This is a genomic window from Singulisphaera rosea (genome assembly GCF_054877945.1).
In genome coordinates this window covers 1-14,402 of the sequence record NZ_JBTYIP020000061.1, presented here as the reverse complement: position 1 = coordinate 14,402, position 14,402 = coordinate 1, and the positions used below count along the sequence as shown (strand labels likewise).

The 14,402-nt window shown below is 53.1% G+C and carries 24 protein-coding genes; 19 read left to right on the top strand and 5 right to left on the bottom strand.

The window, feature by feature from the left end:
• Positions 1-870: 870 nt before the first annotated feature.
• From ACYOEI_RS40625 to ACYOEI_RS40560, 14 genes are all read left to right on the top strand, one after another.
• Positions 871-1,542: an RNA ligase family protein gene (locus ACYOEI_RS40625; protein WP_462856398.1), complete on the top strand. Its 672-nt coding sequence runs from the start codon at positions 871-873 to the stop codon at positions 1,540-1,542.
• Between the two features lie 32 nt (positions 1,543-1,574).
• The gene (locus tag ACYOEI_RS40620; RefSeq protein ID WP_462856397.1) at positions 1,575-1,826 is read left to right on the top strand and encodes a hypothetical protein; all 252 of its coding nucleotides are present in this window, start codon (positions 1,575-1,577) and stop codon (positions 1,824-1,826) included.
• A 43-nt stretch (positions 1,827-1,869) separates the two neighbouring features.
• Positions 1,870-2,244: a hypothetical protein gene (locus ACYOEI_RS40615; RefSeq protein ID WP_462856396.1), complete on the top strand. Its 375-nt coding sequence runs from the start codon at positions 1,870-1,872 to the stop codon at positions 2,242-2,244.
• A gap of 640 nt (positions 2,245-2,884) precedes the next feature.
• A complete protein-coding gene (locus ACYOEI_RS40610; protein WP_462856395.1) occupies positions 2,885-3,499 on the top strand; it encodes a hypothetical protein in 615 nt (204 codons plus the stop codon).
• Entirely contained in the window at positions 3,490-3,783 is a 294-nt protein-coding gene (locus ACYOEI_RS40605) for a hypothetical protein (protein WP_462856394.1), read from the top strand. Before ACYOEI_RS40610 ends, ACYOEI_RS40605 begins: the two co-directional genes overlap by 10 nt.
• 253 nt (positions 3,784-4,036) lie before the next feature.
• A complete protein-coding gene (locus tag ACYOEI_RS40600) occupies positions 4,037-4,381 on the top strand; it encodes a hypothetical protein (protein ID WP_462856393.1) in 345 nt (114 codons plus the stop codon).
• 101 nt (positions 4,382-4,482) lie between these two features.
• Entirely contained in the window at positions 4,483-4,689 is a 207-nt protein-coding gene (locus ACYOEI_RS40595; protein WP_462856391.1) for a hypothetical protein, read from the top strand.
• On the top strand, positions 4,676-4,897 hold the full coding sequence (locus tag ACYOEI_RS40590) for a hypothetical protein (RefSeq protein ID WP_462856388.1): 222 nt from the start codon (positions 4,676-4,678) through the stop codon (positions 4,895-4,897). Before ACYOEI_RS40595 ends, ACYOEI_RS40590 begins: the two co-directional genes overlap by 14 nt.
• A complete protein-coding gene (locus ACYOEI_RS40585) occupies positions 4,894-5,649 on the top strand; it encodes a hypothetical protein (RefSeq protein WP_462856386.1) in 756 nt (251 codons plus the stop codon). The genes ACYOEI_RS40590 and ACYOEI_RS40585 overlap by 4 nt, the downstream gene beginning before the upstream one ends.
• Positions 5,639-6,568, top strand: a complete 930-nt coding sequence (locus ACYOEI_RS40580; RefSeq protein ID WP_462856384.1) for a hypothetical protein — start codon at positions 5,639-5,641, stop codon at positions 6,566-6,568. Before ACYOEI_RS40585 ends, ACYOEI_RS40580 begins: the two co-directional genes overlap by 11 nt.
• A complete protein-coding gene (locus ACYOEI_RS40575; protein ID WP_462856382.1) occupies positions 6,565-6,828 on the top strand; it encodes a hypothetical protein in 264 nt (87 codons plus the stop codon). The genes ACYOEI_RS40580 and ACYOEI_RS40575 overlap by 4 nt, the downstream gene beginning before the upstream one ends.
• The gene (locus tag ACYOEI_RS40570; RefSeq protein ID WP_462856380.1) at positions 6,821-7,243 is read left to right on the top strand and encodes a hypothetical protein; all 423 of its coding nucleotides are present in this window, start codon (positions 6,821-6,823) and stop codon (positions 7,241-7,243) included. Before ACYOEI_RS40575 ends, ACYOEI_RS40570 begins: the two co-directional genes overlap by 8 nt.
• Positions 7,240-7,617 carry a hypothetical protein gene (locus ACYOEI_RS40565; RefSeq protein WP_462856378.1) on the top strand — a complete coding sequence of 126 codons (378 nt, stop codon included), beginning with the start codon at positions 7,240-7,242 and terminating at the stop codon, positions 7,615-7,617. The genes ACYOEI_RS40570 and ACYOEI_RS40565 overlap by 4 nt, the downstream gene beginning before the upstream one ends.
• 209 nt (positions 7,618-7,826) lie before the next feature.
• Positions 7,827-8,243 (top strand): hypothetical protein, encoded by a 417-nt coding sequence (locus ACYOEI_RS40560; protein WP_462856376.1) that lies wholly within the window; start codon positions 7,827-7,829, stop codon positions 8,241-8,243.
• Between the two features lie 12 nt (positions 8,244-8,255).
• On the opposite strand, the gene ACYOEI_RS40555 is transcribed toward ACYOEI_RS40560, so the two are convergent.
• The 4 genes from ACYOEI_RS40555 to ACYOEI_RS40540 form a co-directional block, all read right to left on the bottom strand.
• Entirely contained in the window at positions 8,256-8,420 is a 165-nt protein-coding gene (locus ACYOEI_RS40555; RefSeq protein ID WP_462856374.1) for a hypothetical protein, read from the bottom strand.
• Between the two features lie 658 nt (positions 8,421-9,078).
• Complete coding sequence (locus ACYOEI_RS40550) at positions 9,079-9,369, bottom strand: hypothetical protein (protein WP_462856373.1); 291 nt, start codon at positions 9,367-9,369, stop codon at positions 9,079-9,081.
• Positions 9,369-9,803 carry a hypothetical protein gene (locus tag ACYOEI_RS40545; RefSeq protein WP_462856372.1) on the bottom strand — a complete coding sequence of 145 codons (435 nt, stop codon included), beginning with the start codon at positions 9,801-9,803 and terminating at the stop codon, positions 9,369-9,371. The genes ACYOEI_RS40550 and ACYOEI_RS40545 overlap by 1 nt, the downstream gene beginning before the upstream one ends.
• Positions 9,804-9,911: 108 nt before the next feature.
• Positions 9,912-10,874, bottom strand: a complete 963-nt coding sequence (locus tag ACYOEI_RS40540) for an IS1595 family transposase (RefSeq protein ID WP_462856370.1) — start codon at positions 10,872-10,874, stop codon at positions 9,912-9,914.
• 114 nt (positions 10,875-10,988) lie between these two features.
• On the opposite strand from ACYOEI_RS40540, the gene ACYOEI_RS40535 reads away from it, so the two are divergent.
• Positions 10,989-11,219 carry a DUF6471 domain-containing protein gene (locus ACYOEI_RS40535; protein WP_462856368.1) on the top strand — a complete coding sequence of 77 codons (231 nt, stop codon included), beginning with the start codon at positions 10,989-10,991 and terminating at the stop codon, positions 11,217-11,219.
• 253 nt (positions 11,220-11,472) lie between these two features.
• Here ACYOEI_RS40535 and ACYOEI_RS40530 read toward each other — a convergent pair whose 3' ends face one another.
• Complete coding sequence (locus ACYOEI_RS40530) at positions 11,473-11,949, bottom strand: hypothetical protein (protein WP_462856367.1); 477 nt, start codon at positions 11,947-11,949, stop codon at positions 11,473-11,475.
• A gap of 216 nt (positions 11,950-12,165) precedes the next feature.
• Between ACYOEI_RS40530 and ACYOEI_RS40525 the strand changes: the two genes are divergently transcribed.
• From ACYOEI_RS40525 to ACYOEI_RS40510, 4 genes are all read left to right on the top strand, one after another.
• A complete protein-coding gene (locus ACYOEI_RS40525) occupies positions 12,166-12,561 on the top strand; it encodes a hypothetical protein (RefSeq protein WP_462856365.1) in 396 nt (131 codons plus the stop codon).
• Between the two features lie 123 nt (positions 12,562-12,684).
• Entirely contained in the window at positions 12,685-12,891 is a 207-nt protein-coding gene (locus tag ACYOEI_RS40520; protein ID WP_462856363.1) for a hypothetical protein, read from the top strand.
• Positions 12,892-13,358: 467 nt separating this feature from the next.
• The gene (locus ACYOEI_RS40515; protein WP_462856361.1) at positions 13,359-13,943 is read left to right on the top strand and encodes a TerD family protein; all 585 of its coding nucleotides are present in this window, start codon (positions 13,359-13,361) and stop codon (positions 13,941-13,943) included.
• Positions 13,944-14,033: 90 nt separating this feature from the next.
• Complete coding sequence (locus tag ACYOEI_RS40510; RefSeq protein ID WP_462856360.1) at positions 14,034-14,237, top strand: hypothetical protein; 204 nt, start codon at positions 14,034-14,036, stop codon at positions 14,235-14,237.
• Positions 14,238-14,402 lie beyond the last annotated feature (165 nt).

The following is a 14,402-nucleotide window of genomic DNA, read 5'->3' as shown; positions in this document are numbered from 1 at the left end:
ACGACGGAACTGAGTCCGCTGCAGCGCAGGCTCCTGAGCCTGTTGCGAATGACGGCGGCTTATAACCGCTGACGTGGCGACCGCCGGAAATTCGGAGAAATTGAATGCCGGATGTGCGGAACGTAGGATGCAGGGATAGAATACCGGGAAAACAGCAGGTGGAAGGCAGTTCTATTCCCGAACAAGTATTACGGAAAATACGAAGACGAGCTTGAGCAAACGGCACGACTAAATCTGGACAGGGATTATCAACTTTTTGCGCTCCTCGGGGACGTACGCAACAGTCACGGTTTCGCTGGTTGCGACACTGGCGATCGATTCAACCCGATCTCCTCGAAACGTGGCCTCCCAGACGACATCACCGCAAAATGTCAGGAAACTGCTTGCACCGGCGACCATTCTGAGACGTGGGTCGGGCTTCAGGAACTGCTGGATTTCGATTGGCAGCAAATCGCTACCCGGCGCGGCATCGTAGACCCAGTTCAATTTGAGAAATGGGATAGGACAAAGGAATGGCGCGCCGAGCCAGATGAATGGTACGGAGACGTTAGCGGTCCTAATATTATCCACATTTCCGAAGAAGAAATGCGTGGGTACGTCAATGACGTTGTCAATGGTGCTCGCGGTGCAGAATGGGAAGCAGCCGTGCAGCGGCTAAAGAACGAGTACGATTTCGACTCCCCAGTGCGACGATTAGCTCGGATCACGTGGCGGATCTCATACGCAGAATGCGGCAAGCAAATTTGGACAAAGATACTCCCACGTATGCTCAGCCTCGGAAAGTCGCATGGGTACGAGAACGTTCGGCTCGTGATGAACTTCGACTCGTAGAGCAACGGATAACGGTATCGGTAATCACAGAGGATCAATATGGAATATCACAAAATAGAAACCCTATTCGACCGCGACGGAAAATTTGTCGTGACGGAGCAGCTTCGTAATCCGGTCTATGGCGAGTTTAAGAGATGGCACGTCACGGAGAAGATCGACGGCACGAACATCCGAGTCACGCTGACCGAGGAAGGAAAGGTAATTCTCGGAGGCCGAACGGACGCGGCCCAGATCCCCGCCGATCTGATTCAATACCTCTACGAGACCTTCCCCGCCGACAAGATGCGGGAAGCGCTATGGCTTCCTGACGCCGAAGGCAAGGTCCAGCCCGTAAAGGCCGTGCTCTACGGTGAAGGCTATGGCGCGGGCATTCAGAAGGGCGGCGGCCTCTACCGCAAGGACAAGGCGTTCAGGCTCTTCGACGTACTGGTGGCCGACAAGTGGTGGCTGGACTGGCCGAATGTCGAGGATGTGGCCGGCAAGCTCGGCGTCAAAACCGCCCCTTACCTCGGCGACTTCACCCTGGACGAGATCGTCGCGATGGTCAAGGCCGGCGTACCGTCGGTCGTCTCTGTCGAGGACAGCGGGCAGGAGCGGATGGCCGAAGGCGTCATTGGCAGAACCATCGAGCCGCTGTTTGATCGACGTGGAAAACGAATCATCCTGAAGCTGAAGACGAGCGACTTCGGACAGGCAGCTAAAGCAGCTTAATGGATTAACGGTCCGGTAAAGAAAGGAAACTTATGCCATATATCAGCGTTCATGTCGACGCAAGCGATGTGCTTGATGACCTCGATGAAGAGGAAATCAAAAACTATCTGCGCAAACGCGCCAAGCGTTCTGGAAAAGATTGCGGTTTCGGACCCAACTACACGATCCCGCAGAGAGAGGCTCGATACACGTTGGAAGAAGCAGCGGATATTTTCAGAGCACAAGGACGCATGGATTTGGCGTTCAAGTTGGAAGAGATTCGCACCGACTTTGTGCTCAACTAGTTTGAAGTAAATGTCCTGCCTACTGGATGGAAAGAGAGGTGAGGTGAGTGAAGAGATCAGAAATGCGGTGATTGAGCGAGCGGTTATCAACGATGCCGAACGCGGAATGCTGACCGCCTGGTTACAATTGAACTACGGAGGAACTGGCCAGGGCTTTGGTGGTTACGCCCTTTACCTGCCGAAGACGTATTCACATCACAAGGTCGAGAGCCCTGCGGGACACTTCATCTGGCGGTGCATGGAGATCGCCGGCGTCACGTCTTGGGACGCCATCGCGGGGAAGACGATTCGCGTAAAGCTCGACAAGCCAGGATTCGGTGGAAGTATCCTTGGCATCGGGCACATCGTCAAGGACGACTGGTTCTACCCTAAACTCGACTTAGCCGGGGACGACCACGCCCGGACGGGGAAACCATGAGCTTGTATGACTGCCCCAAGTGCTGGGAGATCGTCTGCATTTGCGGTCATGGATACCGATCTTGGAAGACGGAGACGATCGTCCAGTTGCGGGATGAGCTCGACAAGGAGCTCGCACGCCGAGAAAGCGATCAACCATCGAGGGATAGGAATGACATCATCTTATTCGACGAATTGGATTCAACGCGTGGTTAGGCTGTCAAAGGCCTCGGAAAGTGTCGTGCGACCGGCCACATGGGCAGGAAACGACCCACGCCCCGCCAGTTCCCTTATTCTCGACCTCCAACGGCCCGCTGCAATACGGGCAACGTTCGATGACCGCCAAGCCGCTCGTGTGTTGCATGAACGCCGAGAGCGCAGCTTTGGCGTAGGTTGGCAGCGGACGACGGACAGACGCGACAATCCGGGAAGCCTCGACCTCGATCTCCTCATACGTATACGTCACGCGCGGAGCTACCTCATCAGATACTTTGGAGGCGAGTACGTGAATTGCTCCACCCTCGGACATGGGGCTCAATCCATTTTACATGGGGGCAGTCGATACCGCGAGCCTGGAAAAAGGAAGAATCGGCGCGAGGTGGAAAAGCTGGATTTCGTTAACCAGTCAAAAGGTCGGGTCACCGGCCAGGAAGAGAGGTGAGATGGGAGGCGTGGTGAAGATTTGGTCGTTCGAGCATGACGCCTGGTGGCGAGCTGATTCCCGTGGCTACACGACGAGAGAGGCCGAAGCTGGTCTTTACCCGAGGGCTGACGCGGAGAAGATTTGCTCCAGCGCCAACTACGGAGGGCGGCTCCACGAGGAGATCGTCGAGATCGACCTTCCCCCGCTCAAGGAGCAGATCGCAGGGCTGATCCGCGAGATCAACGCCCAGGACAACCGTGCAACGGCCAGCCCCTACTACTACGTCATCCAGAGCAAGCGGTGGGTCGATTGCTACCACGACGGAGAGAAGGAGGTCGTGGCCTACGACGGGAGGATCTGGACCCTCGAAGAATGGACGGAGTCGCAGGAATGGGCGAGCCCTTCCGAAGCGTTCGACTCCTGGCATGGTCAGCACCCGTTCTCAGTTCGAGCCGAGTGGGAGGACAAGGGCGTCTTCCTGACCGAGAAGGCGGCGTTGCTTTTCATGCGGGCAAACGCCCACCATCTCACCGAGCCGAGAACCTACGTCAAGCACTTCTGGCGGAACTCGCAGATGGAGACCGTTATGCGGGCGCTGGAAGAATTCTCAGGAGAGAAGCTCGTATGGCGATAAACGATCTGATAGGCCGGTCACCGGCAGAGGTTTTTCACCCTTCCGTGTTCATCAAGGACGAACTGGAAGCCCGTGGTTGGACACTCGATATGCTGGCAATGCGGATGGGGCCGGAGTTCGGCATCAACCGACTCTCGCTCGATCTGTACATAGAGGTCGGTCCCACGGAGCCAGGCATGCGGATCGGTGATTTGTCGGCTGAGGCCCTGGGGAGAGCATTTGACGTTTCCCCGGAGTTCTTCCTTAACCTCGAAGCGGCATGGCTGAAAGGGACGAAAGCATGACGTCGTCACCCTACACGAACGCTAGTAACGATCCAGAATCGAAATGGGTTGGCGAAGTTGAATTTTTCGCTCGCATGGACGAAAATCCATCAGCAGTTTACCTAGTCGAAGAATATCAGGGAATTGAGCGACAGCGCATTGCTTTGTTCTCCAGCCAGGCAAAAGCTCAGGAATGGATGGATTCGCAGGAAGGGACATGTGTTTGCTGTCCGTACATAATCGATGAGCCTGAATTTGGTAATAGGAGAGTATCGTGAGTACCAGATCGATTGATGAGAAGGCGCTGCGCGCCGCTGAGAAAGCCTATAACTTGCACATAGAACATCGTGCCATGAAATTTGCAATCGAGGCTTGGCAGCAAGTCATGCGTGATAACCAGCCTGCGGATTCATTGGTTAATAGCCCCGACGCATGGCCTGCCAATATCGTTGCCGAGCGGCACGAAGTTTCGGGGAAATGGGTGCTGTGGTATTTGACCGATGAGCAGGCCGCTATCTGTCAGCAAGCCCTTCCGCCTCTCAGCGAGAATTGTCAGATCTGCGGCGAGGATCATGAAGGTAATGTGCCGCGTGGCTGTGAGACAGGAGACGGTGAATGAATACGGACTCGGTATATCTTCCGCCATTTCCCATCATCGCCAAGCCCCAGAAGCATTCTCCTTGCAATGGCTGCGGATGGTGCTGCCATGAGGAAATTTGCATGGTCGGCAAGGTGTTTCTAGACCTCGTGGACAAAAAATCGTTCGTGAAAGGGCCATGCCCCATGATGGATTTCAGCGGGGGAAAAGTACGCTGTGGAGTCGTTCTTGCCGAGGAGCGTTGCAACTTGAAACCAGTGACCGCCGAAGCTCTTGGCATCGGTAAGGGCTGTTGCGCAGATGATCCGAGGGCCTATGACCACGACTGAATCGCTGAATGAGAAATCGCAATTTGATCGCGTTAGGGAAAACGCCGCCGTAGCATTTGGTGCTCTGATGGCAACGCCTTCTTCCAACGAAGTTTTGGCCGCCCTCGGAATTGTTACGGGCTGGATTCATACCGAACTGTCTCTCTGGAAAGCTCAGAACGCGCAGGGCGAAGCATCTAAACACAAATCGATGTCGGAGAATCCATGACCAACTTACCTGAACCGCCAATACCTTCGACGCTGATTCAAGAGCTACTGAACGAAGCGAAATTTATGGACAAGGCCGGAAAGCAGGCTATTGAGCGAGCCATCGCCATCATCCGCAAGCATGAGGCCGAACCACAATACGAGCGTCTCGTCGCCGACGAACAAGCGGCGTACGAATGCCACAAGCACGCTAGTGGGTATTCAGATAATGGAGGGGATCCTGAAAAATCAGGAATCGCGTGCGTTGCAGCGCCAGCCATGGTGGTAGCAGATGCAGTGGCAGAAAAAAGCTGCCTCCCCTCCACCAACACGAGTGAGATTTCAATACACAAAGCCACTTTGGAGGACATCATCCGGGGGCGATTCCAGGTTCTGGGTTATGAAAACCCGGTTACGCTTGCCAGAGAATCCATGTTGGCGATTGGCCCATATCTCCGCACAAAGGATCCGGTCATCGACAAAGCCTTGGTCAACGCCGCCGAGATCCTGGCCAATTTCAAAGCCGGTGAAGCCCATGAAGATGGCTCTTTAGGGCGTAAGCTGGAGGAGTGGCAGGCTTGCTATGCCATGCTCTTTAAACAGATGAACGAACTGGTGACCGGTGTACCCGAGCCGGTGTTGAGCGCACCGAAGCAACATCTAAACCAAGCGGAAATCGCCATAGTAATTGCCGAATTCATGCACCTCGATGAAGATGATCGTGGCATTCAAGGCGCAGCCTCGCGCATAGCGGAGTTAATATATGGAAACTGAAATGGAAATAGAGAAACCGAAATCGTGTCGGTGTGGCAACGAGCCTGAAATGCTTCACGAACATTACCTAGCTATGACCTTGATACGTTGTTCCGGCTGTGAGAACTCAACAGGATGGCATCATACGCCTTTAGGTGCGATTTACATTTGGAATACTCGCTATGCAGGGGACGGTAAAGCCTCAATCCCCGCTTCCGTGGGCGAAGGCCAAGCCCTTACCCCTGCACCAATTATGGGAGAGCCGACTCCCTATCGTCTCCGCGCGGATACCACACCGCCGCCCGAAGGAGTCCAGGTAACGCATTTTGGCACAAATGATTCATTGTTAGGAAAAACCTGCTACTCCCCCACCCGCGAAAATCCGGCTCATCCTCACGACAACTCTGTCGCGAGCATCGAGAAAGATGAGGAAAACTGCGACTCGAATACTGGACAGCTGGATGAATCCTGGATGTCAGGCGTGAATTACCAAGGTAACATTGAGGATGGCAACAATGAGTCCAATCACCGCATCCCAAAGCCGAAACTAATCACCGTGGATGAAATGACGGTTAATCTACTAATCGAAGAAAATAAAAAGCTTCGGGCTATTATTGCTGAACGACAAAAGTTGGATGAACAGCCGGTCGAGATGACGGAGGAACAATGGAAGCAGCACGCCACGCAGAAGTCGCTCGACATCGTGGAATCGTTCTACAGCATCCTTAAGGTAAGAGATGCAGAAATTGCTGAGTTAAAGGCACGCTTGGAGCGGGAATCGAGTGGAGATGAGAGGGCGGCGGCCGTGAGCGTCATGATGCAGGGCAGTGAGCGGTATCTTGCCGAGATGAACGGCGTTGAGATCCTCCACGACGAAGGGATGCTCAAATTTGCTCTCGACACCCTGTTGAAACACTACGAACTGAAGAGGCGATCATGAGCGTGGGTGGAACCGTTTACAATGCAACGCTGACCCCGGAAGGGTATACGAAGTTCTGGGTTCGAGACACTCGCTACAACGACCGCACCTGCGTAGTCGGCGACGAATCTAACCTGCGTCCGAAGGTCGCACTTGGCGAAGAGATTTGGTGGCAATGCGGGACGATCTACGTCAACCGAGGGGGCAAGGACGTTCCGTTCCCGAAGATCGGGTACTCGACGGATGCAGGGCCGAAATTTAGGGAGATAGCGAATGGATAAAGACTGTGACTTATCGCGATATAGCCAAGAGCGGGCCGATGAACGTCTGCAAGAGCAGAGAGACGAGTTTATTCGACAGCTCAACACGAAGGCCCCCGATGATTTGGGGCCAGTTTACTCGCTGTCGTTGGTAGATGAGCCTAGCATAAATGACGAATTGCGGGCGCAACTTGGAACGGAACGCTCCATGCATAACGCGTGGAGAAAACGGGCTGAAGAAGCGGAGCTTAAACTGCAACGGCTTTCCAACGCATTGCAGTGGTATGCCGACGAGAAGAACTACAATGACGACGGAGCGCCTATTCGCGATGTTTTCACAGAAGGCGTAAATTGCCAGGAACTGGATTGTGCCGCTACTGCAAGAAAGGCGTTGGATTCCTCCAGCGATATCGAAGAGCAACCGAGGCGGGGATGAGTAGAGTCACAGAAGTTATTATTTGCTCGTCCGTTCGCGAAATGAACGATTGCGGATCGGACGCTGAGATGCCTCAGATATTTCTAAGGATAAATAAATGGTTGGCGGATCTTAATCCAGATTGGCAATTGAATATGATAGCAGACCATGCCGGAGGAACGAAATGGATGCAAATGTACATCGCGGCGGGAGCGTTTAATCATTTTTATGGCATGGAGGATTTCATGGAATGGTTTAAAACGCTGCAATGGGAATCGCCAGAGAAGGTCGTGCTGATCGTGAATGAGGAAGAATGCCCGACCATTGTTTGGCGACCAGCTTATTCGGAGGCGACCAGCTTATTCGGATTAGGAAAGGAAGTTCGGCGGGGATGAGTAACTACACCATTTTGGAACAAAATACGTTGGCTGGGTTCGAGCACGAGGATACGAAGGAAATGTATCTTCGAGGTGCGCAGCGTGATGAACTGAAAGCATTTTTTATGGCAGATCAATGCGGTATTATGTAGCAACCACACCTTGCGCCCCGTTCAGTTTTCCACCGGATTTTGCTATCATTTCCCCAAATAGTCAACGGGGGATACATGAGCGAGTTGGTAGTTAATGGGCTGGTGCGGAAGCGTGCAGAGCTGGCCGGAGTCATTGACCATACACAGGCACAGCTTCGGCAGATGATCGCCGATGTCGGCAGTCTCGACGCCGCAATTCGGGTGTTCAATCCTGATTACAAGCTCGACGGCATCAAGACCAAGACGTTTCGTCCTACGCGCGATGGTGCGAAGCGTGGGGAAATGACGCGGGCGGTTCTCGAAATCATCCGCACGTCACAGGAGCCGCTTACTACGCGGGGCGTTGCCGAACGGGTGACGCCGGGAGCAGATGTTCAGACAATGAAACTGACGGTCAAGCGTGTCGGTCTGGCTTTGATGCGGCAGCGGGATCGCCGTACGATTCGGGCGGCGAAGAACGAAGGCCGCGAAATCGAGTGGAGCATGGCGTAGGAACAACTGCCTTTACTCCGGCACCTTGTCCTGGCCGCGATAGATCAGGTAAAGTCCCATCTTGGCGGTGATGTCCTTCATGTGCTCCAGAAGCTGCTGAGACGCGGCGATCTGCTCTTCTAGGCAATCGCGGGCGTCGCAGACGGCTTCGAATATCGATTGCTCTTCCTCGGTCATGATTGCCTCTCCTTTGGATCGCTGGTGCCGGGAGAGATGAAGAGTCTTCTGAATGAGAGACTACATACGCCTTCGGCTTTCGCCTATTGTATAGCGTATGTCTCCCCGGCCTAAGGTCGAGGAGTGCGATGACGGTCACACAAACCGCATTCAGAAGAGGTCTTCACACCCCAAAGCGACTACGCCGCCTCATCGAAGAAGCTATAGCGAGGTTTGCTGAATGTCAAATTCTAAGCCATTCAGTGAGAAGCCAAATTTACGAGGTAGTCAAAGATTCGGTGAAGTGCTATATCGAACAGTCGAAATTTGAACGGGGAAGAAAATGAAATTTTTACATATCGCAATCGTTGGGATCTGCCTACCGACCGCCGCCTATGCAGAGCACGTCAACGGCTACACCAGAAGCAACGGAACTTACGTGCAGGGTTACGAGCGTAGTGATCGTGACAACACTGTGACGAACAATTACTCCTATCAGGGAAATACAAACCCATATACGGGAGCGGTAGGATCAAATCGTTACGAGCATGACACGACTTCGCCGTACTACTCAGGGCCTGATAGCAATAAACGGAGTGGGCATGATGAGATTGGCTATGGCGGCGGAACTTATCGATAGCTGAATGACACTTCGTAGAAAAGCCGGAGGCCAATCTAACTAATGCTTTCGGAAATCGTCCATTTTTTGATTTGTGACCGCAATATCTTTATCTAGTTGATTAACCTTGGAGCTTAACGCAGATACTTGCGTTCCGAGCGAAAGAAAAGTCCATCCTGCGGTTGCTATGAGTACGGTCATTACTAATACAAGGACTTTAAAAGGAACCTTATCACTGATTTGGGGGTCAAGCCTGTCATCTAGGGATTTTATCTTCCCCTCAAGCTCTCTCCGCAAACCGCTTAAACTTTCGCCTGTACTTTCAAATTGCTCAACGTCATTCTTCCCCATTACGAGGGACTCCCATTGATTTTGGATACCCTGGCTAGATCAACCTTTTGGAAAAAATCGCTGATCTTCTGGTTTGGAATAGTGTATTTCATTCCAAATGATCCGTTTTGAAATGACAAGGTAATTCCAGCCCGGTTCCCTTCAAGAGAGCGTAGTATTCCCGTTATCGTATCGAGCGGAAATGTAACCGATTTTATTTCTGACGGTCCGATATCGAACTTTATAATCCTTCGATCCGTTAGCACGTATACCAACGCTCCCATCACGTCAGGCTTGACGTTGGCGTTAATTGCAAGGTGCGCCTTGATGGTGTCACCGTTGATGGTTGCTTTGAGCAGTTCGCAGATACTCAAACGTCGAGACTCGTCGATCTTCGGGCTATTGAGCCCGAACACCTCGGTTGCAAGTTGATTTAATGATTCTTCTGTTGCCATTGGAGCAATCGGTCATTTGTTGAAGCCGATCTATAGTGGTTATTGTACACGATATCAATCTTCAAATAAAGCGCATTGAACCTTTGGATATGAGATGTCCCCTGTTATTTAGGCGGAGGTTTTCTGCCAATACCCTTTCCACTGACGCGACACTGGATGCGTCAAGGCGGCGTGAGTTGCCAGTAAATACTGTTCTCCGTTGCTGACCCGGCGATTATCCTCCCTCCAGGCCATCTCCCCGGCATAGGCCGCGAGGTAAGGACCAGCGATATGGTGGTGCGTTCCAATCTCGGCTCGACGTACCCGCGAGAAGAAGGACTCCGCCTGATTCGTGCAAGCTCCGTCCGCAGAATAGGCGGCACTGTGGTTGATCCGTTTCGTCAGGTAGCGGGCGTGAAGGGCGTCCCAGCCGGTCGCTTCGTCGGCGTGGATCGTGCTACCGGGCGTTACGCGGCTGAAAATTGTTCCTACGGCCTCTTCCTCGCTTTTGAAGACGAACGGCAGAGTCTTACCGTTCCGCTCCCTCATGATGACCACCACGCGGCGTTTCCCTGTCTGATTCACGACCAACCTGCGGTCTTTCCGGTCTACCTTGCGGTTCGCAGGTTTGACGTAGCCGCCGAAGTAGGCCCCATCGACCTCCACTTCGCCGCTGACGACGTTGTCGGCCTTCTTCGCAACCAAGGCCTCACGCAGCTTGTGAGCGAGGACGAAGGCGGTTTTGTACTGAACATCGAGGTCGCGGGAGAGTTGCAGGGCACTGTGACCCTTGGCCCCGTTCGCGAAGATGGCGATTGCGGCGAGGATATCCCGGATCGGAAGCTTACGGCTGGCGAAGATAGTCCCGCTGGTGACCGAGAACCTATACCCACACCCGGTACATTTCCACCGATTCTCCGATTTACACTCATAAAGCTCGACGCAGCCGCAACGACCGCAGAACGGTTTGCCCTCTCGCTCATGCCAACGTATCTTCTGAAAGGCGTCGCGTGCCTGGGCTTCGCTCATACGCATGACCTTCGCAAGCGAGAGCGTCCGGGCTTTAGCAGAGAGGAGGAAGTGTTGCGACATTTAGTTGGCGAATTCGTTATCTTATTATCGATAACATTATCATATTCGATAACGTTGTCAACGACGAAAATAACGAGTACGTTATCTTTTTCGTGCAATCGATATGGAGGATTTATGGCGGAGGAGATCGACCTGGCCGAGAAGATCAAACGGCTCTTGAAAGCGGAGTTGAAGCGGGCGGACGTCAGCTACGACGAGCTGGCCGAGCGGCTAACGCGGGCGGGTATCAAGGAAACCAAGGCGACCGTCGCCAACAAGATAAGCAGAGGTGCTTTCTCAGCCGTTTTCCTGGTTGCCGTTTTGAAGGCGATAGGACGCGAGTCTATCTCTCTGTCAGAAATTTGATGACAAGAGGGTAAAACTGATTTAAGAGGTAACCCTATGGCGGTATGCGCCACCGAGGATCCCATACCCCGGCGACGCAGTGACCGCTAAGTTAATAACATGCGTTCGATACGCACTGAACACCTGCCTTTCTTGCTTTCATGGAAGATGGTTGGTAAGCACGATGTTTGTAGCATCGTGGGGATATGAGCCGCCAGCAGCCAGCCTGTTTGGCGGCTTATTCTTTTCTGGCGTATGAGACTGAGGCCGGTCATTACGCAGCCTTTTCCGGCCCGTTAGACTTAGCCCGGATATTTCGATCCCCTTCCAGCAAAGCGAGTCCGCTCGTGCCGATACGGTAGGCGAACACATCGCCTTTCATCTTGCGTTCAAACTCGCCATTCCGATAGGCTCCGTTCACCGTCGATTTGATCTTTACGGTTGTCTTGCCGCAAAGGAGAGCGCCCTCCTGCATAGTGAGGAACTTCTCACTGTGCTTTTCGTACGCCTCGAATACTTCACGTTTAAGACCGCCCATTTGGCGAGATGGAGTCTTCCGTTTGAATGGAGGTCTGCCATTCGACTTCAAATTTTCGCCTTCCTGATCCTTGCTTGTCGAACTCTCGTTATTTCCGCGAGCGGTTTGCAGACCGAGAAACCCAGCGTGGCCGTGAAGCATGAGGAATACATCGGCAAGAAGCTTTGCGCCTTGCTCCCCGTCTTCAAATTGGATGGTGACTTCAATTGCCATGGTTCGAATCTCTCAGTCGTCATTTGTTCGGATCGACTCGTACTAGCATTGGAGCGAGACGTCAAATGGTTTATTCGCTCCGCCATCTCGCTCCTCATCTCGCCCTTAGATCTCATGCCCACCAAAACAATTCCCTATCGATAATTTATTTGCAGATAGAAACTGCGGTTTAGTCGTGCTAGAAGCATTTCACAGCTAACCAAGGGGGAATTAATCATGAAAAATATCGCTGGAATCGTTGTTATCGCTTCTCTTTCTGCGTGCTCGTGCATCATCGAAGGCACGACGCAGCAAATCACCATCAATACAAACCCTGCCGGGGCTGATTGCACCCTGAAAAGGCAGGAGGAAGTCCTCGGCCACGTCAATCCAACGCCAGGTTCACTACTCGTGAAGAAAACGAAATACGACATCAATATTTCCTGCGATAAGAAGGGCTACCAGACGGCTACCTACCTGAATCACTCAGGCGCTGCAGGTGCGACTGCGGGCAACATTATACTAGGCGGGGGTATAGGATGGGCGATTGATTCCGCCGCAGGAGCTGACAATAAATACGACAGTCCGGTCAACATTACGTTGGTCCCCGCCGAGCGGACATCTCGCGAGTAAAACCATGGCATCGGCGTACGAGCTCGCGGAAGAAACGATCAGGAAGTGCGGGAGACGATTCGATACCGTAGAATACGCTGTTTCGAAAAGCGGAAGGGCCAAAGATGCGAAGAGCAAAGAGTTGTGGTTGAAGGTGGCGGGAATCATAAAAGACTGGTCAAAGCCGCGATGAAAGACGCACCGCTCATCGTACTGCTTCTTTTCCTAGGGCTGCTGCAATTCGGCTGGGTGTTCTGGCCAGAACTCGGCATTGCGTGGGACGTGGCAAATGCCTCGCTCTGCGTCGTAATTCTTCTGCTTTTCGGCGTCGCGAAGATTTTTCGTCGTTAGTCCGGCTTGCTACCTAATACCGGGTGTGCGTATGGTATTCCTTGGCACGGTTGACCTCTATCGCTGGGACCGTTACTCCTAGGATCAGAGCTATAAGGAACACGGCAGCCATGAGGCTGCGGATCGAGATGCCTTTGGTAGACATTGGATGGCGATGCCTTCAGAAAGGACAAGAGGACTTTCAAATCCTAGACGCCCAGATCGAGTTGGATATTCGACGCGGGGGCGTGCGGCCTCGGCATCGTTCTTCTGGCCAGAACACTTCCCGGCGGTTTGGGCGAGTTCACGGCTTGGATCAAATCGGCTGTCCGCTGAGGATATGAGTCGCCGCAATGGCGGGAGCCGTTTCAATCAAAGGCTGCCCGCCGCGCATCAAATATCGCTTGACTCATGCGAACGTTGTTCTATGGTCTGTATTCACTGGATGCAATCAGTGATTTTTAACGAAACATTATGGAGAATACACTATGAACGACATTGTTTCAATGACCAAGGGCGATACCGTATCGCTGACCAAGAAGGCCCCCGGACTCACTAAGGTTTTCGCCGGTGCCGGTTGGGATATGAAAGCGGAAGGCGCGACCATGGACCTCGATCTGGCCGCATTTCTGCTCGACGCCAACGGCAAGCTGAACGGTAAAGGCAATTTCGTCTATTTCGGCCACAAGGAATCCGCCTGCAAATCCGTTGCGAGCCGCGGCGACAATCTGACAGGTGCCGGCGAAGGCGACGACGAGGTGATCGACGTCAACCTGGCCGCCGTCCCCGCGGATGTCAATGAGATCCTCTTTGTTGCCTCGATCTATCAGGGTAAACAGAAGGGGCAGAGCCTCCGCGATCTGGACAACGCATTCATTCGCATCGTCAATGCAGACAACCAGCAGGAACTCGCGAACTACAAAATCACCGATACGGACAGTAGCCATGAATCTTTCATTCTTGGGAAGCTCGTCCGCGAAGGTGCCGACTGGAACTTTGTAGCCATCGGCGAAGCTGATGCAGCTGAACTTGGCGGGCTCGCGACCCGCTTCGGTCTTCAAGTCGCAGCATAGCGGCTTGCTAGCTTTGATTATTAATTGCCTCATAGGCTAACCGTATGCGGGCCGAGCGAATGCCCGGCCCGCATATTTTTGGAGTACAGCATGAAAAAATACTTTCTAGCCCAACTTTCGCAGGTTTCCGCCTGGATTGGGTTCTTCTTCATCCTGAGCGCCTTCTTCGCCTCGCGTCCCACTATCCTCGTCTTTGGCGGACTTCTCATCCTCACCGACGACGAAGCCCTCAAAGGTTGGGTGTCCCGGAAAGCACCATGGCTCGTCTCCAAAATCGAGGAATGGACGCAATGAGAATGAGCTACATCCTCGCGATGATTTTGCTCCTTGCCACCTATGTTCCGCACATCCGCCCTTCATTTTCTCTGAATTTCTTTCGCCTGTACTCGCGATCGGTGCACTCAACGAAGACTCGCCGTGCCAGCCTTCGGCGGGCGCTGTCCCTATGGACCGTGGCTA